This is a genomic window from Nesiotobacter zosterae (assembly GCF_033843645.1).
In the GTDB taxonomy this organism is placed as follows: domain Bacteria; phylum Pseudomonadota; class Alphaproteobacteria; order Rhizobiales; family Stappiaceae; genus Pseudovibrio; species Pseudovibrio zosterae.
Genome location: NZ_JAWXVZ010000003.1, coordinates 285,440 through 309,152 on the forward strand (window position 1 = coordinate 285,440; position 23,713 = coordinate 309,152).

The 23,713-nt window shown below is 54.9% G+C and carries 21 protein-coding genes; 9 read left to right on the forward strand and 12 right to left on the reverse strand.

Going from position 1 to position 23,713, the window contains the following annotated elements:
* Nucleotides 1-186: 186 nt before the first annotated feature.
* From Q3Y58_RS06060 to Q3Y58_RS06090, 7 genes are all read right to left on the reverse strand, one after another.
* Nucleotides 187-795 (reverse strand): SCO family protein, encoded by a 609-nt coding sequence (locus tag Q3Y58_RS06060; protein WP_319621489.1) that lies wholly within the window; start codon nt 793-795, stop codon nt 187-189.
* Between the two features lie 7 nt (nt 796-802).
* Nucleotides 803-1,288, reverse strand: a complete 486-nt coding sequence (locus Q3Y58_RS06065; protein WP_319621490.1) for a copper chaperone PCu(A)C — start codon at nt 1,286-1,288, stop codon at nt 803-805.
* 469 nt (nt 1,289-1,757) lie between these two features.
* On the reverse strand, nt 1,758-3,161 hold the full coding sequence (locus Q3Y58_RS06070; RefSeq protein WP_319621491.1) for an MFS transporter: 1,404 nt from the start codon (nt 3,159-3,161) through the stop codon (nt 1,758-1,760).
* Nucleotides 3,162-3,280: 119 nt separating this feature from the next.
* Complete coding sequence (gene dxs / locus Q3Y58_RS06075) at nt 3,281-5,188, reverse strand: 1-deoxy-D-xylulose-5-phosphate synthase (RefSeq protein WP_413697788.1); 1,908 nt, start codon at nt 5,186-5,188, stop codon at nt 3,281-3,283.
* A gap of 650 nt (nt 5,189-5,838) precedes the next feature.
* Nucleotides 5,839-6,093 carry an exodeoxyribonuclease VII small subunit gene (locus Q3Y58_RS06080; protein WP_319621492.1) on the reverse strand — a complete coding sequence of 85 codons (255 nt, stop codon included), beginning with the start codon at nt 6,091-6,093 and terminating at the stop codon, nt 5,839-5,841.
* Between the two features lie 54 nt (nt 6,094-6,147).
* Entirely contained in the window at nt 6,148-7,077 is a 930-nt protein-coding gene (locus tag Q3Y58_RS06085; protein WP_274219350.1) for a histone deacetylase family protein, read from the reverse strand.
* Between the two features lie 452 nt (nt 7,078-7,529).
* Complete coding sequence (locus Q3Y58_RS06090; protein WP_319621493.1) at nt 7,530-8,519, reverse strand: L-threonylcarbamoyladenylate synthase; 990 nt, start codon at nt 8,517-8,519, stop codon at nt 7,530-7,532.
* 160 nt (nt 8,520-8,679) lie between these two features.
* Between Q3Y58_RS06090 and Q3Y58_RS06095 the strand changes: the two genes are divergently transcribed.
* From Q3Y58_RS06095 to Q3Y58_RS06105, 3 genes are read left to right on the forward strand one after another with little or no spacing between them, the layout of a single operon-like run.
* Nucleotides 8,680-10,458 carry an acyl-CoA dehydrogenase family protein gene (locus tag Q3Y58_RS06095; RefSeq protein WP_319621494.1) on the forward strand — a complete coding sequence of 593 codons (1,779 nt, stop codon included), beginning with the start codon at nt 8,680-8,682 and terminating at the stop codon, nt 10,456-10,458.
* Nucleotides 10,459-10,477: 19 nt separating this feature from the next.
* Nucleotides 10,478-11,206 carry a crotonase/enoyl-CoA hydratase family protein gene (locus tag Q3Y58_RS06100; protein ID WP_274219347.1) on the forward strand — a complete coding sequence of 243 codons (729 nt, stop codon included), beginning with the start codon at nt 10,478-10,480 and terminating at the stop codon, nt 11,204-11,206.
* A gap of 32 nt (nt 11,207-11,238) precedes the next feature.
* Complete coding sequence (locus Q3Y58_RS06105; RefSeq protein ID WP_274219346.1) at nt 11,239-12,105, forward strand: SDR family oxidoreductase; 867 nt, start codon at nt 11,239-11,241, stop codon at nt 12,103-12,105.
* Between the two features lie 56 nt (nt 12,106-12,161).
* Here Q3Y58_RS06105 and Q3Y58_RS06110 read toward each other — a convergent pair whose 3' ends face one another.
* Nucleotides 12,162-13,157: a J domain-containing protein gene (locus Q3Y58_RS06110; protein ID WP_319621495.1), complete on the reverse strand. Its 996-nt coding sequence runs from the start codon at nt 13,155-13,157 to the stop codon at nt 12,162-12,164.
* Between the two features lie 198 nt (nt 13,158-13,355).
* Nucleotides 13,356-13,745, reverse strand: coding sequence for an RT0821/Lpp0805 family surface protein (locus Q3Y58_RS06115; protein WP_274219344.1), 390 nt, complete (start codon nt 13,743-13,745; stop codon nt 13,356-13,358).
* A 180-nt stretch (nt 13,746-13,925) separates the two neighbouring features.
* Here Q3Y58_RS06115 and pdxH point away from each other — a divergent pair, with 180 nt between their 5' ends.
* Nucleotides 13,926-14,564: a pyridoxamine 5'-phosphate oxidase gene (gene pdxH / locus Q3Y58_RS06120; RefSeq protein WP_274219343.1), complete on the forward strand. Its 639-nt coding sequence runs from the start codon at nt 13,926-13,928 to the stop codon at nt 14,562-14,564.
* 56 nt (nt 14,565-14,620) lie between these two features.
* Here the strand turns inward: pdxH and Q3Y58_RS06125 are convergent, their stop codons facing one another.
* Nucleotides 14,621-14,800 (reverse strand): hypothetical protein, encoded by a 180-nt coding sequence (locus Q3Y58_RS06125; RefSeq protein ID WP_274219342.1) that lies wholly within the window; start codon nt 14,798-14,800, stop codon nt 14,621-14,623.
* Nucleotides 14,801-15,307: 507 nt separating this feature from the next.
* Here Q3Y58_RS06125 and Q3Y58_RS06130 point away from each other — a divergent pair.
* The 3 genes from Q3Y58_RS06130 (at nt 15,308) to Q3Y58_RS06140 (ending at nt 18,753) form a co-directional block, all read left to right on the forward strand.
* Nucleotides 15,308-16,027 (forward strand): HAD family hydrolase, encoded by a 720-nt coding sequence (locus tag Q3Y58_RS06130; RefSeq protein ID WP_319621497.1) that lies wholly within the window; start codon nt 15,308-15,310, stop codon nt 16,025-16,027.
* Nucleotides 16,028-16,165: 138 nt separating this feature from the next.
* The gene (locus tag Q3Y58_RS06135; RefSeq protein WP_319621498.1) at nt 16,166-17,791 is read left to right on the forward strand and encodes a long-chain-fatty-acid--CoA ligase; all 1,626 of its coding nucleotides are present in this window, start codon (nt 16,166-16,168) and stop codon (nt 17,789-17,791) included.
* Nucleotides 17,792-17,856: 65 nt separating this feature from the next.
* Nucleotides 17,857-18,753 (forward strand): DUF1499 domain-containing protein, encoded by an 897-nt coding sequence (locus tag Q3Y58_RS06140; protein ID WP_319621500.1) that lies wholly within the window; start codon nt 17,857-17,859, stop codon nt 18,751-18,753.
* Nucleotides 18,754-18,808: 55 nt separating this feature from the next.
* Here Q3Y58_RS06140 and Q3Y58_RS06145 read toward each other — a convergent pair whose 3' ends face one another.
* Nucleotides 18,809-20,005, reverse strand: a complete 1,197-nt coding sequence (locus Q3Y58_RS06145) for a MalY/PatB family protein (protein ID WP_319621501.1) — start codon at nt 20,003-20,005, stop codon at nt 18,809-18,811.
* A gap of 128 nt (nt 20,006-20,133) precedes the next feature.
* The gene (locus Q3Y58_RS06150; protein WP_274219337.1) at nt 20,134-21,045 is read right to left on the reverse strand and encodes an MBL fold metallo-hydrolase; all 912 of its coding nucleotides are present in this window, start codon (nt 21,043-21,045) and stop codon (nt 20,134-20,136) included.
* Between the two features lie 314 nt (nt 21,046-21,359).
* On the opposite strand from Q3Y58_RS06150, the gene Q3Y58_RS06155 reads away from it, so the two are divergent.
* Both Q3Y58_RS06155 and Q3Y58_RS06160 read left to right on the forward strand, forming a co-directional pair.
* Nucleotides 21,360-21,857: an SRPBCC family protein gene (locus Q3Y58_RS06155; RefSeq protein WP_319621502.1), complete on the forward strand. Its 498-nt coding sequence runs from the start codon at nt 21,360-21,362 to the stop codon at nt 21,855-21,857.
* Nucleotides 21,858-22,226: 369 nt separating this feature from the next.
* On the forward strand, nt 22,227-23,594 hold the full coding sequence (locus Q3Y58_RS06160; protein ID WP_319621503.1) for an ATP-binding protein: 1,368 nt from the start codon (nt 22,227-22,229) through the stop codon (nt 23,592-23,594).
* Nucleotides 23,595-23,713 lie beyond the last annotated feature (119 nt).

Genomic DNA, 23,713 nt, shown 5'->3' on the forward strand with positions numbered 1-23,713 from the left:
TTTGGTGGCAACTATTGGCGCATCAATACGTGATGGAGTGCCGCTGCACCAGAACCCAAGCCGGGAAATCCAGCGTTTTGGTGTGCAAGCCATGGGTTAGGTATCCAGACCCCGGTCAATTGAGAGGTTTGGGGCCTGACTTTTAGAGCCATACCTGACAACCGCGCTCTTTAGGTGAGCTGCTGTTTAGCCTTGCTCAATCAGTTTGCGAATCTTTTCGACGGCTGCGTTGTGGGGTTCGCCATAGCTGATTGTGCCAAGAAACTCCTGCGCTGGGTTCATCATGTAAACGCCCGCAGTGTGGTCCATGGTGTAATCGCCATCGTCCAATTCAACCCGGCGCGCATACACCCGATAAGATTTCACCACTTCAGCAATCTGTTCAGGTGTACCTGTGAGCGGGGTGATCCGGCTGTCAAATGCAGAGACATAATCGGACATGACCTCAGGTGTGTCGCGTTCCGGGTCAACGCTGACGAAAACATAGTTCAGCTTGTCTGCTTCCGCACCCAGCTCCTCAATCCAGCCCTGCATTTCAAAGAGGGTGGTTGGACACACATCCGGGCAATATGTGAAGCCAAAGAACATGAGCGACGGTTTGCCCTTCAGGTCTTCCTGCGTGACGGTTTTTCCTTCGCCGTTCACAAGCGTAAAGGGGCCACCAATGTTGGCGACCGGTGCCATGGGAATTGTGCTGTCAGAGCGCCAACTGATCAGGGAAACAGCGGCGACCGCAAAGGCGAGGGCAGCGACTGCTGCCCAAGCTGTGTAACGGATAATCCGAGACGTTTTCATGGCGACCTCAATGAGTTGAATGGTGCTTCATGGCAGACTTGGAGCCCATTTTGTGAACAGGCATCTGAACGTCAACCGGGCCGCCCGGTTCAAACATGAGCGTTACCGATACCGTTTCACCCTCGGTGAATGCTTCATGAATACCCATGAACATCACGTGGTAGCCGCCGGGTTTCAGCTCCAGTGTTTCGCCTGGAGCGATGGAGAGGCCATCTTTCATTTCCCGCATCTTCATGATGCCGTCAGTAACCGCCATTTCGTGAATTTCGGTACGCTTGGCCACATCGGAAGCTGCGCTCTTGAGCACGACGGCTTGGGAACCGTCATTTGCAATGGTCAGAAAGCCGCCACCAGCTTTTGCCTTTGGAGGGGTGGCGCGGGTCCAAGCGTTGGAGATGGATACCTCGCCTAGCTTGATATCATGGGCCTGTGCAAACGACAGAGGTGAAAGTGCGAGCGCCAGCGCAATGCCAGCGGTTTTCAGGTTCAACATGGTCTTTTCCTTGAGTGTTTGATCTGGTCGTTGGTCTAAGGAGATCAAACAGCCAAAGGTGGGCCACGAATGCTGAAGTGGGAAAACGGCTTCTCAAAGGTGCTGTGGTTCTGTGGTGGCGCTAGCGTTCCAGCAACTTTAACCGCACCAGCTTGAACGACAGGAAGGTCGCTGAGATGCGTGAAGAGCTTGCTCGCGGTGTTTTGCGCGCACAAGACGCCGCACAGACATAAATCTGCTGTGGGCTCCTGATCAGAAACAGGCGTTTGTGCTGAATATCCGGAAGGGGCACATAGGTGCCCCAGACCGGCAAGAGCTGGGTCGGATGCGCTTATGACCCCGAGAGACAACAGCAACACGCGTGCTGCGAGAGCCAGCCCCGCCAGTATCGCGAGAGGCTTGCGCTCAAGTCGCAGTTGTTGCAGGAAACCCGGAGTCCTCACCATGGTGGTGATATAAGCAATTTTGGCTAGGCCTGTCCATCTTCCTTTTGTTCAACAGGGGTGAACTCCTGCTCAGGATTATGGAAGTCCTGAACAAAGTACTCGCCCTCTTCTTCGGTGGAAATGGACATGGCTTCATCGGCTGCCAACGCATCCTCGCCGTCATAGGCGGGGAATTCTTCCGGCGCGATAACGTTGTCGGCTTCAGGGTCAAGCGGTTCTGGTGTGATGGTGGCACCAACGTTTGCAGTCGACGTGAACTCGAAGTCTGTTTTGTCGGCTTCTTCCACGGCTGGACGCACAAACAGGCGGCTCACCACGTAAAGCACCAGCACCACCTCTACAACGGCAACCCAAACGAAAAGGCCGCCGGGGCCGATGGAAACCATCAAGGCGGAGGCGGCAATAGGGCCCACGATTGAGCCCACGCCATAAGCCATCAAAATGCCGGAGGAGGTCTGCACGTACTCGTCTGCTGCCGTATGGTCGAATGCGTGGGCAACGATAACGGCATAAATTGGCTGAGTGGCCATGCCGAGCAAGATGAAAACCACCATGGTGATGGCGAAGGCAGGGCTCGGAATGAAGAACAGCATTGCCGCGGTCACCGCAGAGGCAATGCCAAGACCAACAATCACCAAGCGGCGGTCGACCTTGTCTGAAAGACGTCCCACTGGCCACTGGATGACTGCGCCGCCAACAACTACGGCTGCGGCGAGGTAAGCTACTTGGCTGGTTCCAAACTGCATTTGAGACGCGTAGAGCGGTACCAGCGTCCAGACGGAGGAGTTGGCAAGACCGATCAACAAACACCCGAACAGCGCAATCGCGGAGGTGTTGTAGAGCTTGATGGGGTTAAAGCTGACGACTGCGAGCGGTGCGGGCTGGGTCGCGTTGGTCATGGCGACAGGCACCACGGCCATGCTCACCAGCACCGAGGCAACAGCAAAGGGCGCAAAGGTTGCGATATCGAAGCCGATCATGCTCAGCTGGCCGACAATAACCGCCAGGAAGGTGAGCACAACATAGATCGACATCACCGCGCCACGGTTCTCGTTGCTTGTCCGTTCATTCAGCCAGCTCTCGACGACAAGGTTCATACCAGCAAAGCAAAAGCCGGTCAGGCAACGGAAGGCAAACCACCAAACTGGATCAACGATCAGCGGATGCAGCAGGGCCGCGCCCGACATGATGGAAACAAGGGCCGTAAACGTGCGAATGTGCCCCGCCCGCATGATGAAAGTGTGAGAGTAAAAACAGGCAGCAACATAGCCGATGTAAAACGACGATGAGATCAGGCCGATCGAGAAGTCGCTGAAGGAAGCCAGTTCCGCGCGAAGTGGGATCAGGGTGGAACTCAAGCCATGTCCGGCAAGAATGAGGACCACTGAGATCAGCAATGCGCCGATCGGGACCAGTAGCTGCGCCATGGGCAAACTTTCAGGAACGTTAGTTCGTTTCAACTAAACAGGAGATGAGTATACTACGTCGGCGCATCGAGCCAGAAAGCTCGATGACAATCAAGTGCGGGATCGCATCGTGAAAGAGTTTATGCCAGTTTTGCAGAGCTTTCCTCAGAACGCCCCAAGGCCTCGAATACCTGTTTCATGATGCCTGCGGAAGTGAGCTGCGCATCTGCGTACATGATCTCTGGCTTGTTGTGGTCTTGATAGGTGTCTGGCAGCGTCATGCAGCGCACTTTGAGGCCACGATCCAGCAAGCCTGCGTTCACCAACGACTGCGCCACATGGCTGCCGAAACCGCCAATAGAGCCTTCTTCAATCGTAATCAGGACATCGTGGTTGGTGGCAAGCTGGCGCAGAAGGTCAACATCCAGGGGCTTTGCAAAGCGTGCATCTGCAACAGTTGTGCTCAAGCCTGCTGCATCGAGGTTCTCGGCGGCGTCCAAACATTCTTGCAAGCGCGTGCCGAATGAGAGGAGGGCTACGCGGGTTCCTTCCTTGACGATGCGACCTTTGCCAATTTCAAGCACGGTGCCGCGGTCTGGCAGTTCCATGCCGACGCCTTCGCCACGAGGATAGCGGAAGGAGATCGGCCCTTCGTCGTAAGCAGCTGCGGTTGCCACCATATGCATGAGTTCGGTTTCATCGCTTGCAGCCATCACCACAAAACCGGGCAGGCAGCTCAAGTAGGCTGTGTCGAAAGACCCCGCATGGGTCGCGCCATCGGCACCAACAAGACCAGCGCGATCAATTGGGAAACGGACCGGTAGCTTTTGAATGGCCACATCATGGACCACTTGATCATAGGCGCGTTGCAAGAACGTAGAGTAGATCGCACAAAACGGCTTGTACCCTTCCGTGGCAAGGCCTGCAGCAAAAGTCACTGCATGTTGCTCGGCAATTCCGACATCAAAAGTCCGTTTCGGAAACGCTTGGCCAAACAGGTCCATGCCAGTTCCATCTGGCATTGCGGCTGTGATGCCGACGATCTTGTCATCGCGTTTGGCTTCTTCAATGAGGCTTTGCGCGAACACCTTGGTGTAGCTGGGCGCGTTCGCCTTTGGCTTGGACTGCTTGCCGGTGACCACATCGAACTTAGCAACGGCATGATATTTGTTGCTCGCGCTTTCTGCGGGCAGGTAGCCTTTGCCTTTCTGGGTGACAACGTGCACCAGAATGGGTCCATCTTGCGCATCACGCACGTTCTTCAGGATCGGTAGCAGATGATCCAGATTGTGGCCGTCAACTGGACCAACGTAATAGAAGCCAAGCTCTTCAAACAGGGTTCCACCCGCCAGGAAGCCGCGAGCATATTCTTCAGCCAGAGCGGCCTTTTCCTGAAGCGGCTTTGGCAGTGCGCGTGCCAGATTTTTGGCTACATCGCGGATAGAGGTGTAGGTCTTCCCGGACACGAGGCGTGCGAGGGAAGCCGACAGGGCACCGGTTGGTGGAGCAATCGACATGTCGTTGTCGTTCAAGATCACGATCAAGCGGCTCTTCAACGCTCCGGCGTTGTTCATGGCTTCATAGGCCATGCCAGCGGACATCGCACCATCGCCAATGACAGCGATCACGTTGTTGTCGTCTCCGGACAAGTCTCGCGCCACAGCCATGCCGAGCCCGGCAGAGATAGACGTTGAGGAGTGTCCTGCGCCAAACGGATCGTATTCGCTTTCTGCGCGCTTGGTGAATCCAGACAGGCCGCCAGCCTGGCGCAGTGTGCGTATCCGGTCACGGCGTTCCGTTAAAATCTTGTGGGGATAGCACTGGTGACCCACGTCCCAGATCAAGCGATCTTTCGGCGTATCGAAGATGTAGTGAAGGGCGAGCGTCAGCTCAACAACACCCAAGCCGGCGCCCAGGTGACCACCGGTCACCGAAACTGCGTCGATCAACTCACCTCTCAGCTCGTCCGCGAGATCCCGCAGTTTGTTTTCGGGAATGTGCTTCAGATCAGCTGGACTGGAGATGCTGTCGAGCAAAGGAAATTTCATTCTTGTCACCGGTACTTGAGTCTTTATTGATGCCCGTCTTCGACCTCCACGCTTACAATAGTCGTTTAACGCAGGCAATTATTAGATAGGTTCACGCACTCAAGTTAGGCAAGGGGCGGTGAAATATTGGTCAATTTGGTTAGATTACTTAAATTTTGGGAGTTCTATCGGAAATTGCGGAGATCTCACCCCGTAGGGTGATGCATTTTGTCGTAAAACCGCTTATCCCATTCTCCGTGGTCGATGGGGCCACGTGCACAGTGATCGACTTAGGGCCGTGTTTTTACGCGGCCCTCTTTTTTGTCTAGGCCCCAGAAACCATGCTTTCCAGCATTTCATTTCACTAGAGCACTATCAATAACATACCCGTATACGTGAATCGTTTACGTGGGTTATATGATTAATTTATGAATGAATGCCGTTATAGCTGAATCGTTGTTATCTATTTCTTTGGTCGGCCAATTTAAGTCTTGTGCTCCAGTCCCCTAAGCGGGTGCAGCTCAAAGTTGTTGACCTGTAGCTAGCATGCAAATTTCGTGGGGATATATTAGGAATCGATTCTTCTGGGTGCGATATGGCCCGCGATCTTGCACGGTGAATCAAAAAACCCGCCGAAGCGGGTTTGATAATTTTCAGGGCACGTCGCCAGACTACTCGCCCAATGGCTCAGCGCCAGCGGCCTTTCCGGCCGTATCAAGTTGGATTTTTTCTACACGCGCCTCGGCAGCTTTGAGGAGTTTGTCGCAGTGCTTGCGCAAAGCTTCGCCGCGCGTATAAAGCTCGATGCTCTTTTCCAGAGGCACGTTACCCTGTTCCAAGTCGCGAACGATTGTTTCGAGCTGCGCCAGAGCTGTTTCGAAAGACAAAGCCTCAACAGAGGTCTGTTCGTTTTCGTCTGTCGTCACGTATTCTCTTTCCGATTTTTATTGCCACAAGTGATGTCAGCCCGAGTCAAACTCTCACTGGTTCATCAAAGTCATTACATGCGCAGCGACAGACCGCGCAAGACCTTCAAGATCATAACCGCCTTCCAGCAGCGACACAACGCGCCGCTCGCAGTGTTTGTCGGCAATGTCCATCAGGACTTGGGTGGCCCAGGCAAAATCAACCTCTTTCAAACGCAGGCCGCCCAGCGGGTCCCGTTCATGGGCGTCAAAGCCTGCGGATATGACGATAAGGTCAGGTTCAAACGCCCGAATTTTGGGAAGAATGACAGAATTCATGGCATCTCGGAACTCGTCACTGCCCATACCCTCTGTCATTGGCGCGTTGACAATCGTTTCATGCTCACCGCACTCGGTCTTGTGCCCGGTGCCGGGGTAGAGTGGCATCTGGTGAGTTGAGGTATACATGACCGTGGGGTCGTCCCAGAAGATTTCCTGTGTACCGTTGCCGTGGTGCACGTCGAAGTCCATGATGGCGACTCGTTCCGCCCCATGTTCCTGTTGGGCATGGCGCGCTGCAATGGCTGCATTGTTAAAGTAACAAAAGCCCATGGCGCGTGCGCGCTCGGCGTGATGCCCCGGTGGCCGTATGCTGGCAAAGGCGTTCACAACCTTGCCGGTCATCACCTCATTCACCGCTTGGCAGGAGGCTCCAACGCCGCGCATAGCCGCTTCCCATGTGCCGGGCGACATGGTGGTATCATGATCGATATGCACGAGGCCTTCATCTGGGGAGAGCGTGTGCAGCCGATTGATAAAGGCAGAAGGGTGTACCCTTGCTGCGTCAATAAAACGGCCAATGGGCGCGAGATCGCGCTCTAGTGTTTGAAAGCGTTCATTTTCCAAAATGCGGTCAATGGCACGCAGGCGGTCTGGGCGTTCTGGATGCCCAATGGGCGTCAGATGCTCCAGAAAACTCGGATGATGCAGATAAAGTGTAGACAATAGACCTGTCCAAGAAGCATGGCTTAAGTATTGTCCTTAGAAGCACCAGAGTGTCACCAATCTGTCAACTCCAGATCAGCTGGATTAGAGCCAGTCTAGACCAATTGCCGAGAGGGCTTTGCAAAACAAAACCCTACGTCTTCCGTATGATAACGCTAGGAAAGAAAGTGCCGGGACGTGTAGTACGCACACCGCCCCGGGCCAAGGTGCGAGCATGCCTTCATGCTCGTGGGGGAGGTCCGCAGCATCGCTCACTTCATGTATTTAATGGTAAACAACAAAGGTTAACTTGGGAACCGCTGAGAAGGTCTTAAGTCAAACTATCGTGCGTGATCTAAGGTTATTTGCGTATTTTTGGGATGAGTGTTGCCTGATTGCAATAGTTCTGATCAGCAATTACAATTTTATCTATTGCTATTTGTTGGGATGTTTCTTGCAGGTTGTGGAGTTGTTCATGTCCGCGGCGCTGCAGCGCGACTGAGCCGGTCGTTGATTGCTTCCCCGAGCCCCTCTTCTGGCACGGGGACGACGGCTATTCCCACAGTTGTTGCTTTGTCCGCTTCCCGCAGAGCGATGAACAAGCGACTTGCCGCTTCAGTTAGCGAGCCCTCAGTGCTTAGATTGATGACCGCCGCTGCCTTGTCCTGACCGGCCAACTGTGCTGAGCCGAAGTTGATCAATGCTTCCCCTTCATGCACTTCGCTGGCATTCAGGCGCACATAGCCCCGTGGGGCGTAGTGGGATGTCAGCATGCCGGGCGCTGCTGGGGCGCTATCATCTGTACCAGCCCGCACCAACTTCTTGCCCAGCACCTTCTCAACGTCTTCGCGTGCAATGCCGCCGGGGCGCAGCAGGGTTGGCTGTTCCCCGATCAGGGAGATGATGGTGCTCTCAACCCCAACTGTGGTTGCGCCAGCATCGATAATGAATGCAAGGTGCGCCTCAAGGTCGTTGATCACGTCGTCGGCTGTCGTGCCGCTTATGCGACCGGAGAGGTTAGCGCTTGGAGCGGCCAGAGGGCAGCCGGTGGCTCGGGCAAGCGCCTGCATGATCGGTGCATTGGGAACGCGGATGGCAATGCTGTCGAGACCCGCTGTGGCGAGTGTGCTTACATTGGATGTTTCGCGGCGCGGCAACACAAGGGTGAGTGGTCCCGGCCAAAAGGCAGCTGCCAGTTTCTCAGCATCCTCATTGAAGACACCGTGCAAACGTGCAGCCTCTACACTTTCCACGTGCGAGATGAGCGGATTGAACTGAGGGCGTCCCTTCGCCTCATAAATGCCAGCACAAGCCAGTCCATTGGTAGCATCTGCGGCAAGGCCGTAAACGGTTTCGGTAGGCACCGCGACCAGTTGCCCAGCCTTTAATGCCTCGCAAACACGAGCAAATCTCTCATCCTTTTCAAAATCAAGGTTTGAGGGTGCCAGCCGCCAGCGTTCCATACTCTAATCCGTAGTTCGACCAATGTAGAGGTGTATCTGCCCCAGCGGAAAGCTTGACGATAAGGTTAAGCGTACTAATGTCCGAGGCAACACGAGTTAACTGCGGCGTTTTGGGGGGCAAATTGCTTTTCGTCAAGCCGCTGTTCGGGAGGATGACAAAATGTATCGCGCACCAGTTAATGAAATTGCTTTTACCCTTAGAGAAGTGACCGGCCTCAAGCAGCTTCAGGGCATGCCGGGAAATGAAGAGCTGACGGATGATCTGGTGGACGCAATTCTTTCTGAAGCAGCCAAGTTTGCAGAGGAAGAGATCGCGCCATTGAACCGCAAAGGCGACCTGGATGGTGCCAAGCTGGTAGATGGGTGGGTGAAAACCACGCCAGGCTGGAAAGAGTGTTACACCAACTGGTATCAGGGCGGCTGGAACTCGCTGACGGGTTCGCCTGAGTTCGGCGGGCAGGGTCTGCCCAACATGCTTCATGTGGCTGTGATGGAGATGTGGAACTCCGGCAGCATGGCCTTTACGCTCGGCCCGACCCTGACAATCGGGGCGGTGGAGGCGATTGAAGCCCATGGCTCCGATTACCTCAAGTCCACCTACCTGCCAAAACTGATTTCAGGTGAGTGGACCGGCACGATGAACCTTACTGAGCCTCAGGCGGGGTCCGATCTTAGTGCGCTGCGCTCGCGGGCAGAGCCTCAAGGGGATGGCACCTACAAGATCTTTGGCCAAAAGATCTACATCACCTATGGCGACCACGACATGACCGACAACATCGTTCATCTTGTGTTGGCGCGCCTTCCGGATGCGCCTGCAGGCACACGCGGCATCTCTTTGTTTGTGGTGCCGAAGTACATGGTCAACGAAGATGGCTCGCTTGGAGAGCTGAATGACGTCCGTGTAGCAGGTGTCGAGCACAAGCTCGGTATCCATGGCTCGCCAACTTGCACAATGGTTTATGGAGACGAGGGCGGCGCCATTGGCTACCTCGTTGGTGAAGAAAACCGCGGCCTTGCCTGCATGTTTACCATGATGAACAACGCCCGCCTCGCTGTTGGTGTGCAGGGCCTTGGCATTGCAGAGCTCGCCTTCCAGGAAGCGCTGGCCTATGCCCTTGAGCGTCGTCAAGGCAAGGCACCGGGCTCCACTGAGGAAGGCATGAGCCCGATTGCTGAGCTGCCGGACGTCAAGCGCATGCTTCTTTCCATGAAGTCCAAGGCACAAGTCGCCCGTGCTATCTGTTTCGCTTGTGCCCACGCCTTGGATATGGCGAAAGCGGCAACAGACCCAGAGCAGAAAAAGTTCTGGAGTGAGCGTGCTGGTCTGCTGACTCCAATCGCAAAGGGTTACTCCACCGATATCGGTGTAGATGTTGCCTCCATCGGCATTCAGGTGCACGGAGGCATGGGGTTTGTAGAAGAAACTGGTGCCGCCCAGCATCTCAGAGATGCGCGTATTGCACCAATCTATGAAGGGACCAACGGCATTCAGGCCATGGACCTCGTCATGCGCAAGTTGCCTCTGTCTGGCGGTGAGCACCTCAAGGCGTTTGTTGCAGAGCTGCGTGAGGTGGAAGCCGCCGTGAGCGCAGAAAACACCTCTGATCTCGGCCATACTGCTCGCAAGCTGAAGTCCGCAATTGATGACTTTGAAGCTGCAGCCTTTTGGCTTCTGGAGGCGCAAGGCGCGGGCAAAACCGGCGAAGCCCTTGCTGGTGCAACTCCGTTCCTGAAGCTTGCGGGCCTCACTCTGGGTGGTGCAATGCTCGCCAAGGGCGCAATTGCGTCTAAGGGGGAAGATGAACTTGCCCACAAACGTCGTGTACAGCTGGCACGTGCCTTCGCAGAGACAGAACTCGGTGAAACAGCAGGCCTGAAGGAAGCCGTGATTGAATCAGGCGAAGGCGTACTTTCGGTCAATATGGCGGAATTCGCTTAATCCTCGAAAGGGCTGCTACATGATTACCATCGAAATGAAGGGCGCGGTTCAGGTCATCCGGATGGACCGCGCTGAAAAGAAGAACGCAATCACCTCAGATATGTACAAGGGCATCACCGAGGCATTGAGCCGTGATGACGATACTGTCGGGTGTAATCTGATCTTGGGCGTTCCAGGGGCGTTCTCTTCTGGCAACGACATTGGCGACTTCATGAAGTTCGCAATGGGTGGCGAAGTTGGTGGCTGGGTAGCCGAGTTTCTCAAGGTTCTGCCGAACCTGCCAAAGCCGACAATTGCGGGCGTCGACGGCCTGGCCGTCGGTGTGGGAACCACAATGCTGATGCATTGTGACATGGTCGTTGCCTCTACTCAGGCCACTTTCAAAACGCCATTTGTCAATCTCGGTCTGGTGCCGGAAGCGGGTTCCACTTTGCTGGCTCCTGCGATCATGGGGCATCAGCGCGCGTTCGAGTTGCTGTGTCTTGGCGAAAAGTTCGACGCTGAGCGCGCACGTGAAGCGGGGCTCGTCAACAAGGTGGTCTCTCCAGAAGACCTCGAAACGGAAGCGCTGGAACTGGCAACGCGCATTTCGCAGATGCCTGCTGAGGCAATGAAGCTGTCACGCGATTTGGTGCGCGGCAACAGGGCACCTCTGGAAGCCCGAATTGCGGAAGAAATCGGCCTGTTCGGCGAGCGCTTGCGCTCGGAGGAAGCCAAGCAGGCGTTCATCGCGTTCATGCAGAAGTAGTCCTGCGCACTATTTTTTTAGGGAGGGGACAAATGTCCTTAAAAGGTAAAACACTTTTCATCACCGGCGCTTCTCGCGGCATCGGTTTGGCCATTGGTTTGAAGGCCGCTCAAGATGGTGCCAACGTCACCATCGCAGCCAAGACGGCGGAGCCACATCCAAAGCTAGAAGGCACCATCTACACCGCAGCAGAGCAAATCGAAAAGGCGGGCGGCAAGGCTCTGCCACTGGTAGTGGATGTGCGCGATGATGAGTCCGTCGCTGCAGCCATGGCGAAAACCGCTGAAACCTTTGGCGGCATCGATATTGTGGTCAACAACGCCAGCGCTATTAATCTGACCCCTGTTGAAGCGATTGACATGAAGCGCTTTGACCTCATGCACCAAATCAATACCCGTGGCACCCTTTTGTGCTCAAAGCTGGCGATCCCTTATCTGAAGAACTCGGATAACCCGCATATCTTGATGCTGTCACCGCCGCTCGACATGCAGGAAAAGTGGTTCAAGAACCACACCGCGTACTCCATAGCCAAATATGGCATGAGCCTTGTGGTTCTTGGTCTTGCCGGGGAACTGCGCCCCAAGGGCATTGCCGTCAATGCCTTGTGGCCGCGCACTTCCATCGCAACAGCTGCGGTCAACAACCTGCTCGGTGGCGATCAGATGATGCAGGCCAGCCGCACGCCGCAAATCATGGCGGACGCCGCCTATGAGATCTTCAACCGTTCCTCGAAAGAATGCTCAGGCAACTTCTTCATCGATGACAACCTGCTGGCTGACACCGGTGTTACTGATTTCGATCAGTACCGCGTCAACCCGGAGATGGATCTGTTCCAGGACTTCTTCGTACCAGATGACATTCCGGCACCCGCCTCGTTAAAGGCGGTCGTCAAGGACTAGCTCAAACTAAAAAGCCCGCCAACTCGGCGGGCTTTCTTTGGGGGCAGGACCGCGCCCTAATCGTATTCAGGGCCGCGCGCCTTGTAAGGTGCAACTTCCTTCCACGCCTTCATGAGCGTGTTGAGTTCGTCGTCCTGGCGCTCAGGCATCTTGATGCGCAAAGTGATGTAGATGTCACCACGTCCGCCGGACTTCTTCGGCAAACCCTTCTCACGAAGGCGCATCACCTTGCCGCCGCTGGCATACTCAGGAACGGTAAGATTTACGGCACCATCCAACGTCGGCACCTTCACCTTGGCACCAAGCACCGCTTCATAAAGGGCAATCGGCAAATCAACGCGCAGGTCATCGCCATCAACGGTGTAGATCGGGTGCTCCTCAAACCGGATTTCAACGAGTGCATCACCCGCAGGGCCACCGGGCTCGCTCGCAAAACCGAGGCCCTTAAGGCGGATCTTGTCACCTTCACGGGTGCCCGGAGGGATCTTGACCTCAACGGTCTTCTTGTTCGGCAGCTTGACGCGGGTCTTGCCGCTCTGGACCAGATCCTCCAAGGGAACACGGGTCACAATGCTTGCGTCCGCGCCGCGCTTTGCCTGACGCGCTTTGCCGCCTGCTGCGCCGGCTTGAGAGAAGTCACCAGCGCCTGCGCTGCCGCTCCATGCACTGCGCCGCCGGCCGCCGCCAAAACCGCCGAGAATGTCATTTAGAATGTCGTCGAAACCGCCGCCGCCGCCGCCGCGGGCCTGATCGAAGCGAAAGCCACCTCGAGGGTCGGCCGTTTCATTGTAGCCATGGAAGCCTTCAAAGCCACCGCTGTAGAAGCGCTGCTTGCCATCTGCATCAATCTCGCCACGATCAAACTGGGCGCGCTTTTCCGCGTCACCAAGGATCTCATAGGCTGAGTTTATTTCGGCAAACTTCTCCTGAGCCTTCGGATTGTCCTTGTTCTGGTCAGGATGATATTTTTTAGCCAGCTTTCGGAATGCGCTCTTGATGTCAGCAGCAGTTGCTTTCTTGTCGATACCGAGAACGGAATAGGGATCTCTCATAGGTCAGCCATCAGAACACAAGGGTTAAGTGTGCGTGCGCACATGTACACATGCCAGATTGTCAGGAGGCATTAGAGTACTACTCAATGTAGGAAGCAATGATTAGTTTCTCCAGAGGCCCGTCGCCAAACTGATGTATAGCCAGTTCGTTAAGAAAAGGCAGCCGTTTGCAGCTGGTTCGGGCGCTATCCCAGAGTATTAGCCTTGTCCGCCGCTGGAGAAGGGGGCAAGACGCACTATTTTCTGGTTGTTGGCACCGTCTGGGCAGGTTCGGCCATGATAGGCACGTACACCGCCCACGGTGTTGGCACTGGTGATGAAGTCGGCGCAGCCTGACATGCCTTCAACATCGATCTGGAAGATGGAGGTTATGGTGCCACTGTTGCCACTGCGCGGATTGTTCCAGGCGACGGGTTCTGCGGTGTAAACACCGTTTTCCTTCTCCTGCAGTGCCTCGGCGATTTTTAAGGTAATCAGATCCCGATCGGTGCCATCTATTGCTGCTTCCGGTTGGGCTTCGGTCGAAGAAAGTGTCTCCGTAAGGTCCTTGGGCTCGGTGTATTCAGAGTTTCCCAAGGTGAAGGACATCTGTGAACAGCCTGACACTAAAAGCAGCGAAAGCACGCATAGACCAATCTGGCTGAGTTGTCGCAGTTTGCTATAAGTAACTTTCAACACTTGCATCGGACCGTCGGCCCTCTCTAAAACGCTTATCTAGTGATTGCCTGAATTTCACAGATCCATGCCCAAAGCTGCGAGAACACAACAATGAGCGATGTAAACGAAAATCTAGAAAACTTGTTTACAAAAGGTTACCCGGATGACGAGGACATACCTTTTAGACTGTTTGCGGATTGGCTGAAAGAAGCTGAGAAATCAGAGATCAATGACCCAAATGCCATGTCACTCGCTACGGTTGATGAGACCGGCCTGCCGAACGTCCGCATGGTTCTCTTGAAGGGAATTGATGAAAAGGGCTTTGTTTTCTACACAAACTTCGACAGCGCCAAAGGGGAGGAGCTGTTGTCTCACCCAAAAGCGGCCCTGTGTTTCCATTGGAAGAGTCTGCGCCGTCAGATTCGGGTACGCGGTCCGGTTGTACGGGTGACCGATGAAGAGGCGGACGATTACTACAAGTCCCGTCCGCGCGGCAGCCGCATCGGAGCATGGGCTTCAAAGCAATCTCGGCCGCTGGAAAGCAGATTCGCTTTGGAGAAGGAAGTGGCGCGCTACGCCGCAAAATTCGCAATCGGCGACATTCCGCGCCCGGACCATTGGTCAGGCTTCCGCGTCGAGCCACTCGAAATCGAGTTCTGGCACGACAGAACGTTCCGCCTTCACGACCGGTTCGTCTTCCGTCGTTCAACGCTGGAAGACGGTTGGGATAAAGAGCGCCTTTATCCGTAAGCTAAAACAGCAAAGAGACAGTCCATGTGGAGGACTGTCTCTTGCGTAAGAACTTATCAGTCTGTTGGGAGCGGATACTCGAAGCTGCGATCCTTGGCGGACGTCTGCTTCTTTTCCTTGGAGCAGCAGCAGTCGCAGCTTGCTGCATTGATGGCATTGATGCCGACCGGCTTGTAGTAAGCGTCGAGGTCTGGCTTTTCGGATTTCTTCGGTGCAAGTGCTTGTGCGCTAACCATCTATTTTGTCCCTCAGGACTCTGCTGCTGGCGAGAGACCGCATCTTCTGCGTGCAGTTCCCCGCGTCATTTCGTGTATAGGGTTCCACCTAAAGGAATGCTCTCCAAATCAGGCAAGATCATGATGAACCCATTCCGGTTAACGAAACTACAGGACGGAATGTCTCGGTCTATGTTTCCCACATATGTTGTTTTACATAATTACCTTTACGGAATAGATTCTGAGGGAGGGGCAGTATGCAAGGAAATACAAGGACCTAGACCTTCGGCGAGCGACTTCGTGTCACGTTGAAGCGAACCTTTCTCAGAATCGGGAATTTTCCTGAGTGACAATTGATCGCGTGATGTTGCCCGCTGGGCACACCAGCTCCCCGGCAAGCCGTAGGTTTGAACCCGTAGTTTCAGCCACAGACGCCGACTTACCTTAATGCTGTGCCATTAGTGGCACATCCTGCCGCGCGCAATCCAAGACCCAAACCAACCTCTCGCAAAGAGAAAGAAGGCCCCTTTGACTATCAAAGCCATTGTTTTTGACCGTGACGGAACCCTTACCGACCTGAATCGCACATGGGCTCCGGCATACAAGTACATGCTGTCCAATCTCGCGGATGGAGATGAGGCTCTGGCGCACGAAATGGGTGAGGCAGCTGGCTATGATTTCCACGCCGGAGCGTTTCACCCTCACAGCCCGATCCGCGTCACCACGCTCGTTGAACAGAGCAAGCCTTGGCTGAAAATGCTCGGGCGCGAGGGCGACATGGAACTGGTTTCCCAAATCGAACGTTGGACCGTTGAGAAGGCCGCCGAAACCATTACCGCTTTTCCAGATGTGAAAGAGGTGTTGGAACGGATCAACCAGGCGGGCTTGCCGATTGGCCTTGCGACGAACGGCAGCGAAGAATCGGCGATCTCTCAGTTGAAACAACTTGGCCTTGCAGATTACTTCTGCTTTATCGCTGGCTTTGACAGCGGTTTTGGCGCCAAGCCGGAAGCAGGGCAGCTCCTTGCCTTTGCGGACCGTGTTGGCGTTGAGCCAAAGCACATCGCCATGGTGGGCGACAGTCTTCATGACATGCATGCAGCTCACAAGGCGGGGATGGTTCGCGTTGGTGTTGCCACGGGCGTGTTGTCTGCGGAAGAATTTGAAGGCCACAGTGACGTGACCCTTTCAACTCTTGCTGGGCTGAAACAGGTGCTGGGCCTGCGGGACATGGCGCTGAACCTCTGATCACGTCCGAAGCAATTGAAATAAATGTCTCTTATCCGCCCATTTGGTAAGGGCCTTTGACTAGACAGAGCATAGTTCCCCTTGGCAGAGTGTTCCGTAAACGGAAACATGACAGTCCAATACAATATGGGGGGAACTATGTTAGGTCTCATGCAAGACTGGCCACTGGTGTGTTCAAAACTGATTGACCACGCAGCGCTGAATTTTCCAAATAGAGAGTTTGTAACGCGTTCGGTTGAGGGTGATATCACCCGGGTCAACTACGCTCAATTGCGGGCGCGTTCGCTGCAGCTGGCCAAAAGGCTGGATCAGAGTGGTGTGAAAATGGGGGACCGCATCGCCACGCTCGCGTGGAACACCAGCCGCCACGTTGAGGCCTGGTTCGGCATCATGGGCGTTGGAGCGATCTACCACACGGTCAATCCGCGGCTGTTTCCAGAGCAGATTGCATGGATCATCAATCACGCCGAAGATCGAATGATCTTTGTCGACCTGACTTTCGTTCCGCTGGTTGAAGCCATTTGGGACAAGCTGAACACGGTTGAGAAGGTCGTTGTTCTCACGGATGATGCACATATGCCAGCTACGGATCTGCCGGCAGTCGCGTACGAGAGCTTCATTGCCGCAGCAGACAGTGACTTCCGTTGGCTAGAGTTGGACGAAAACGCAGCTGCAGGCCTGTGCTACACCTCCGGCACAACAGGAAACCCCAAGGGGGTCCTGTACTCGCACCGCTCCAACATTTTGCATGCCATGACAGGCTGCCTGCCAGACATGATGGGTCTGGGCAGTAGAGACCGCATTCTGCCTGTGGTGCCGATGTTCCATGCCAATGGTTGGGCCTTGCCATTTGTTGCGGCTCTTAATGGCTCTGGAATGGTGCTGCCGGGCGCGCGCATGGATGGCGAAGCCATTTGGGAACTGTTGGACAGCGAAAAGGTAACCTTCACGGCGGCCGTGCCGACTGTTTGGCTCATGCTGCTTCAGTACCTTGAGAAAAGTGGCAAGGAACTCCCGCATCTTGAGCGTGTTCTGATTGGTGGTGCCGCGTGCCCTCGCACGATCATGGAGGCCTTTGAAAACAAGTATGGCGTTCACGTCATGCATGCATGGGGCATGACAGAGATGAGCCCCTTGGGCACCATTTGCTCCATCAAGCCGGAACTGGCCCATCTGGAGGGGGATGCCCGTCTCGACCTTCAGGAAAAACAAGGGCATGCGCCGTTTGGTGTTGAAATGAAGATCACAGACGATGAGGGCAACCGACAGCCGTGGGATGGCAAGACCTACGGCAAGCTCATGGTGCGCGGGCCAGCCATTACCAAGTCCTACTTCAAGGGCGAGGGCGGTAATCCTCTCGATGACGAAGGCTACTTCGACACCGGCGATGTGGCCCATATTGATGAATATGGCTACATGCAAATCACTGACCGCTCCAAAGACGTGATCAAGTCCGGCGGCGAGTGGATTTCTTCCATTGAGTTGGAAAACCTTGCTGTTGGGCATCCACAAGTGGCGGAAGCCGCTGTGATTGGCATTCATCACCCCAAGTGGGATGAGCGCCCTCTGCTGGTCATCGTACCAAAACAGGGGGAAGAGATTGCCAAGGATAGCATTTTTTCATTTATGGAGGGTAAGATCGCCAAGTGGTGGATGCCGGATGATGTGGTGTTTGTAGAAGAGCTGCCACACACGGCAACCGGTAAGATCAAGAAAACGGCGCTTCGTGAACAGTTCCGGGAGTATGAACTGCCGACTGTCTGAGCCTGTAGAAATTGGGGCGCGGTCTTTGCCGGGCCCCATAAGACTTGGAACAGGGAGTAGACAGGGTGATTGTCAGCCGCTTGCCATTGCGAATCTCCAAGGCCGCATGGCGAAGCCGTCAGATCGGCGCTGTTTCCATTCCCACGCTCGTCGTTGCGGTTCTTGCCCACCGGTGGGAACTCATTAACGCCAACACTCTCGTCATCGTGATGTTGTTTGGGAGTGCGCTGGCTGGCCTCTCCATTCTTATGTCGCTTTATGCGGTGGTGGACCTGTGGCGCGATGGCGGAAAAGGTTTCGCCAATGCCTTCTGGGGGTTCCTTTACGGCTGTATTGCATTGGTTCCATTGGCTTTTGGGGTTTGGAGTGCCTCTGTCTATCCAAACATCAATGACGTCTCAACCGACATGGTGAACCCGCCTCCGCTTACCATTGGCGCGACAGCCAGCGATCGATTTACTCCGCAGCACCAGGACCTGCAAAAAACCGGCTATCCGGATGTAGTGCCACGTAGATTCCGCATTTCGCCGCATGAATTGCACCGTGCCGCGCAAGAAACAATGGGCCGTCTCGGATGGGAAATCGTCAGCAACCAGCCGCCTGATCTTGCGGATGAGCCTTCCTTGCTGTTGGCGGAGGTGACAACGCCAGTGATTGCCTTCAAGGATGACTTCTCCATGCGGATCACGCCAGACCGTGTTGGCGCGTTGATGGACATTCGCTCCGCTTCACGGTTCGGTCAGCATGACCTAGGCGCTAATGCGCGCCATATCCGGGAATTTTTGGAGTTATTGGACAGCGTACTGCTTGAAACCTACGGCGTCACACCGGTTTTCGAAGCTGAGGCGGCTGTAAGTGATGATGAGCCTCTGTCCGATGTCGGACCAATGCCGGACTTTCTCGAGGAAGATCCCATCTCAGACTTCACACCTGTACCCGGTTTGAAGCCCACGCTGAACTAGCACAAAAAAAGCCGCCCTCAATGAGCGGCCTTCTTTCTTAGGTGTTCGCAACAGGTTAGCCGATTGTGGCCTGCGTACGAAGGTCTTCAAACACGTGCTCAATGCGCCCGAGTGCGTCCTTCACCACGCTCGTTGGGCAGGCCAGATTGAAGCGCATGAACTGCTCGCCGCCCTTGCCGAACGCTGCTCCCAGATTGGTCGCGATCTGGGCTTTTTGTTCGATACGGTTGACGATCTCCTTGAACTCCAAATCTACGCCCGACATATCGACCCAGGAGAGGTAAGTGCTTGGCATCCGCATGACTTTTGCGCCGGGAATAGCTGCCTCTAATCCCTCCGCGAACCTTTCCTCATTGTGTTTGAGATAGGGGAGTAACGCTTCAAGCCACAGCTCGCCATGATCGTATGCGGCAACGGTTGCAAGAATGCCGAGCCGGTTCGGCCCAAGTCCGCAAGCATGTACCTGCCTTACATATTTTCTGCGGATTTCCGGGTTGGAAATGATCGCCGCAGCGGTCATGAAACCTGCCAGATTAAAGGTCTTGGATGCAGCAGCAAAGGTGATGGTGTTGGCTGCAATTTCCTCAGACAGGGTGGCCGTTATAACATGCCGGTGCCCATCGAACACCAGATCGTGGTGCACTTCATCAGAGATGATAAGTATATTGCGTTTGAGGCAGAAGTCGCAGAGTTCGCGCAGCTCTTCCTCGGTCCAAACGCGCCCACCCGGATTGTGCGGAGAGCACAACAGAAGGATCTTGGTGCGCTCGTCAACCAGATCAGCAAGGCCTTCAAAGTCCATGTGATACTGGCCATCCCTTTGAACCAATTCACTTTCTACAACTTTGCGGCCATTGGCCTCAATCGCGCGGCCGAATGCATGATACACCGGTGAGAACACGAGTACGCCGTCGCCCGGTTCTGAGAATGCCTGAATGGCGAGGGAATAACCGGGAACCACACCGGGGACAGTAGTGATCCAAGCGGGATCAACCGTGTACCCATGGCGCCGGTCCAACCAGGATACAATGGCATTTTGGTAGGAGCTCTCATCTCCATAATAGCCGTTGATGCCGTGGGCCGCATTCGCCTGAAGCATCTCGTTGACAGCATCCGGCGGCAGAAAGTCCATGTCCGCAACCCACATTGGAATGCCGGTGTCCTTGGAAACTCCATAACGCGCTTCCATCAGATCCCACTTCAGGGAATTGGTGTTTCGACGGTCGATTATTCTATCAAAATCAAAGGTCATGGATGTCCACGTCTAGGGGGATAAGGGGGTTAAAGACTATTCAGCCATCAACGCTAAAAGGTGCGCTGTTTTTTTCCAAGGCCTCAAGACGACAAAACCGCCATGGCCCTTCGCAATACGCCTGAGTTTTACGCCAGAAAGCGGTAGTAACTCTCAAGAGAGATGGGGCCTTCGCAGTCAACCTCACCGCGTGCGCACAGCTCCTCAAGGTGAGCCAGAACGTTCAGGGCGGCCGCGCCGTGGAGGTTCCTGGCCACGTCGGCGTAGATCACTTCAACCATCTCGGGAATGGTCTTGTCGCCCGCCTTCAGGCGCTCAATGATGGCGGCTTCCCGGCTCAGCCGGTGCGCGCGCAGGCCCTCAAGGTATTGATGCGCCTTTGCAATTTCGCCGCCATGTGCAGGAAGGTATCTTCGCTCCGGGCGCTCCAAGAGGCGCTCGATCGAGTTCATGTAAAGGCCCATCGCGCCGTCTGGCGGAGCGACCACCGTCGTCGCCCATGCCATCACATGGTCAGCAGGAAACAGGAGGTCCTGCTCGGTGAGCGCAAAGGCCAAATGGTTCACGGTATGACCGGGAGTTGGCACTACTTCCAGCTCCAGCGAATCCACATGAAAACGCTCGCCTTCGCCAAGGATTCGGTCTGGCTGATAGTCCAGATCAGCACTCGCCTCCATGGGATTTTCGGGCATATCTGAAAAGGCTTCAGCACGCATGTGAGGGGGACAACCGAAAATTGGCGCCTTGGTTTTGGCCTGCAGCTTCCGTGAGAGCGGAGAATGGTCCACATGGGTGTGGCTGACCAGAATGGCCTTCACAGGCCGCCCGCCAATAGCCGAAAGAAGAGCCGCCAAGTGATCGTCATTTTCGGGCCCGGGATCAAGAACAGCGACCTCATTTTCACCAATCAGATAGGAGTTGGTGCCGAAAAACGTAAGCGGGCTAGGGTTTTGGCAGGTCACGCGTTGAACCCGAGGTGCAACTTGCACAGCGCTTCCGTAGGCGGGATCGAAGTCACGATCAAAGGTGAGTTCTGTCATTCTGTCGTCTCCCCAGTTGGGGCAGTCATAGAATGCGCGCGCGGCAAGCGCAACTAAACGTTGGTTTGCATGAAAGGCGTATTTTTTGCGCTGGCGGGCGTTGTTTTGCGTTGGCCAGCGCAGACCTGAGCGCATGCGTCGCGGCACCGTTGGTGAAGCGTTAAGAATGCCGAGAAATGCGTAGGACGAAATGACCTTACCGTAATGACGGGGCTCACCACTTGGTGTAGTCAAACTGTCTTGTGCCACCTTTAATTGTTAGATGGTTACTTTCTCGGGGGCGATCAAATTTGGAGGAGAAGTCGGAGATGCTCATGGCTGATCATCAGTCCTTCATGCATGGCAGTCGCCAAGAATGCACCTATCACATGTTGCTCCCGTGTGCTCCTGAAACAGCATTCAAGGTGTTTGAGCGTGAAATCGATCGCTGGTGGCCCATGGAGTATCGATTCTCCGAGATGGGGCAAGGCGTCGTGGGCATGGAGGCTAGAGAGGGCGGGCTGTGCTTTGAGGACCTGCCGGATGGCCGCCGTCTGATATGGGGCACTGTCCTTAAACGGCTGCCCGGTGACTCGCTCCGCATTGCTTGGCAAATCTCCCCGAACAGCCTGCTCATTCCCCTGCCAGAGGAAGCAGGTGAAGTCATCTTTCGCTTTGCGCCTGTAGGCAATAATACGCGCTTCGAAGTCAAACATGTTCACTTCGAACGGTATGGCGAAGGGTGGCCAGGCTATCTGGAGGCGATGAGCTCCGGAGCAGGGTGGGCCTTCATTCTGAGGGGCTTCAAAAAGCGCATTCAGAACGATCGTTGAGCATTCCTCAGTTTAAAAACTAGATTTAGCCGGTCATCTTGTTGTGCTGGCGGATGCTGGCGTCGTTTCGTGGTTTTTCATGAGATTATTTGCTGGCTATCATGTTTGATTAAATTCTGTTTATATTTCACAGGCTCCGAAGCGTCTCGTCTTGCACGTTAGATACTATTGCGTAGAGCAAAATATTGTTTGGCGGCTAAAATGAGTAAAGATCGTCAACACCCTACGAAATCAGCAGTATAAGACCTGCGAAATTTGGCTTTCTCGTCGCGAGAATGTCATGCAGGCTCTGCTAAGCTTCGGCAATTACTCGTCGAGTTGTCGGTCCCACCGTGAGCCGTCGTGCGTTAAAAAAATAATTGGTCTTAAATGTCCGAAGAGTATTCAGAGCGTCCCCAGCTGTCTAATGAGCCCCTTGGAATACGGCTCAATCGGCAAACAGTTTACAGAAAGACCATCGATGTTCGGTGGGTTCTGCTGGCTGTTGCGCTGGTGTTTGGACTGTTTCAAGTCGCATTCAATGTGCCGCTCTGGGCTGCTTTCACCGGTTTTGCTCTGGTGTTCACGGTGATTATTGGGGGCGGCATGAAAAGCCGCACAATTCTTAAGCCCCCAAGCGGGGCGTCCCGGCGCGCCGCCGAGGAGATCGTGGATCGCGGCATGAAATCTGCGGTGAACGCGCTGCCGAATCCCTGCTTCGTTGTCGATGACCGGGGAACGACGCGCTATGTGAATCTGGCCGCGCAAAAACGCTTCGGCATGATCGCCGTCGGTGACCCACTCTCCTTTCGCATTCGCGCGCCTTCCTTGCTGGAGGCTTTGGACCGCGTCAGCGAAGGTGGCCCCTCCGAGATTATTGAGTGGTCTGAGAAGGTGCCCATGGAACTTTGGCTGGAAGCGCATATTGCTCCGCTGTGGTCTGTGTCCGGCACGCGCAATCAATCAACGGGCCAATCCCGACCCGGTCTAATACTTGTCGTGATCCGGGACCTTACGGAATCACGCCGCCTCGAACGTATGCGTGCGGACTTCGTGGCCAATGCCAGCCATGAGCTGCGCACTCCGCTTGCCTCCATGACAGGTTTCATTGAAACCTTGCAGGGGCCCGCTCGGGAAGATGCGCAGGCCAGAGATCGCTTTCTCCAGATCATGTTGGATCAGGGGGAGCGCATGCGACGGCTCATTGATGACCTTCTGTCTCTGTCTCGCATTGAAATGAAGGTGCACGTTCAACCGGAATCAGTGTTGGACTTGCGTCATGTGATTCAACATTCCTCGGATGCGCTGGCGCCGCTTGCGCGAGAGCAGGGTGTTACTGTTAATTTATCCCTGCCTGATGCGCGGGTTGATGTGCGCGGCGAGCGTGACGAGCTTGTGCAGGTGATCGATAACCTGATTGAGAACGCTCTGAAGTACGGCGGGAGCGGTGGGCGAGTCGACGTGACCCTCAAAAGGGATCAAGAGCGGCAGGAAGGCGTCAGCTGGATCGTCGAGGTTCGTGATTATGGGCCGGGAATTGATCAGGAGCACCTGCCCAGATTGACGGAGCGTTTCTATCGCGCTGACACTGAAACCAGCCGTCAAATGAAGGGCACCGGCCTCGGATTAGCTATTGTAAAACACATCCTTACGCGCCACAGAGCTCGCTTGGAAATTGAGAGTGAGCCAGGTTCCGGGGCCTCATTTTCCGTGTTAATTCCGGGCGCTGTAAAACATTTAACTGACTTGGAAACCTAATCATTACCCTAGAGTTTTCAAGGCCTTGGTGTGTCATTAAACTGAAATAAAACCTTCATATAAACATCACCCGTGACGGTTAGGTTACGCGGGACTCGCAGGGATGGCCGCGGGTTCTC

Bases quoted from the DNA above. Each gene is read 5' to 3' on its own strand.
- Q3Y58_RS06060 (WP_319621489.1), bottom strand. From the start codon at position 795: ATGAAAACGTCTCGGATTATCCGTTACACAGCTTGGGCAGCAGTCGCT.
- Q3Y58_RS06065 (WP_319621490.1), bottom strand. From the start codon at position 1,288: ATGTTGAACCTGAAAACCGCTGGCATTGCGCTGGCGCTCGCACTTTCA.
- Q3Y58_RS06070 (WP_319621491.1), bottom strand. From the start codon at position 3,161: ATGGCGCAGCTACTGGTCCCGATCGGCGCATTGCTGATCTCAGTGGTC.
- dxs (WP_413697788.1), bottom strand. From the start codon at position 5,188: ATGAAATTTCCTTTGCTCGACAGCATCTCCAGTCCAGCTGATCTGAAG.
- Q3Y58_RS06090 (WP_319621493.1), bottom strand. From the start codon at position 8,519: ATGGAACGCTGGCGGCTGGCACCCTCAAACCTTGATTTTGAAAAGGAT.
- Q3Y58_RS06095 (WP_319621494.1), top strand. From the start codon at position 8,680: ATGTATCGCGCACCAGTTAATGAAATTGCTTTTACCCTTAGAGAAGTG.
- Q3Y58_RS06100 (WP_274219347.1), top strand. From the start codon at position 10,478: ATGATTACCATCGAAATGAAGGGCGCGGTTCAGGTCATCCGGATGGAC.
- Q3Y58_RS06105 (WP_274219346.1), top strand. From the start codon at position 11,239: ATGTCCTTAAAAGGTAAAACACTTTTCATCACCGGCGCTTCTCGCGGC.
- Q3Y58_RS06110 (WP_319621495.1), bottom strand. From the start codon at position 13,157: ATGAGAGATCCCTATTCCGTTCTCGGTATCGACAAGAAAGCAACTGCT.
- Q3Y58_RS06115 (WP_274219344.1), bottom strand. From the start codon at position 13,745: ATGTCCTTCACCTTGGGAAACTCTGAATACACCGAGCCCAAGGACCTT.
- pdxH (WP_274219343.1), top strand. From the start codon at position 13,926: ATGAGCGATGTAAACGAAAATCTAGAAAACTTGTTTACAAAAGGTTAC.
- Q3Y58_RS06125 (WP_274219342.1), bottom strand. From the start codon at position 14,800: ATGGTTAGCGCACAAGCACTTGCACCGAAGAAATCCGAAAAGCCAGAC.
- Q3Y58_RS06135 (WP_319621498.1), top strand. From the start codon at position 16,166: ATGTTAGGTCTCATGCAAGACTGGCCACTGGTGTGTTCAAAACTGATT.
- Q3Y58_RS06145 (WP_319621501.1), bottom strand. From the start codon at position 20,005: ATGACCTTTGATTTTGATAGAATAATCGACCGTCGAAACACCAATTCC.
- Q3Y58_RS06150 (WP_274219337.1), bottom strand. From the start codon at position 21,045: ATGACAGAACTCACCTTTGATCGTGACTTCGATCCCGCCTACGGAAGC.
- Q3Y58_RS06155 (WP_319621502.1), top strand. From the start codon at position 21,360: ATGGCTGATCATCAGTCCTTCATGCATGGCAGTCGCCAAGAATGCACC.
- Q3Y58_RS06160 (WP_319621503.1), top strand. From the start codon at position 22,227: ATGTCCGAAGAGTATTCAGAGCGTCCCCAGCTGTCTAATGAGCCCCTT.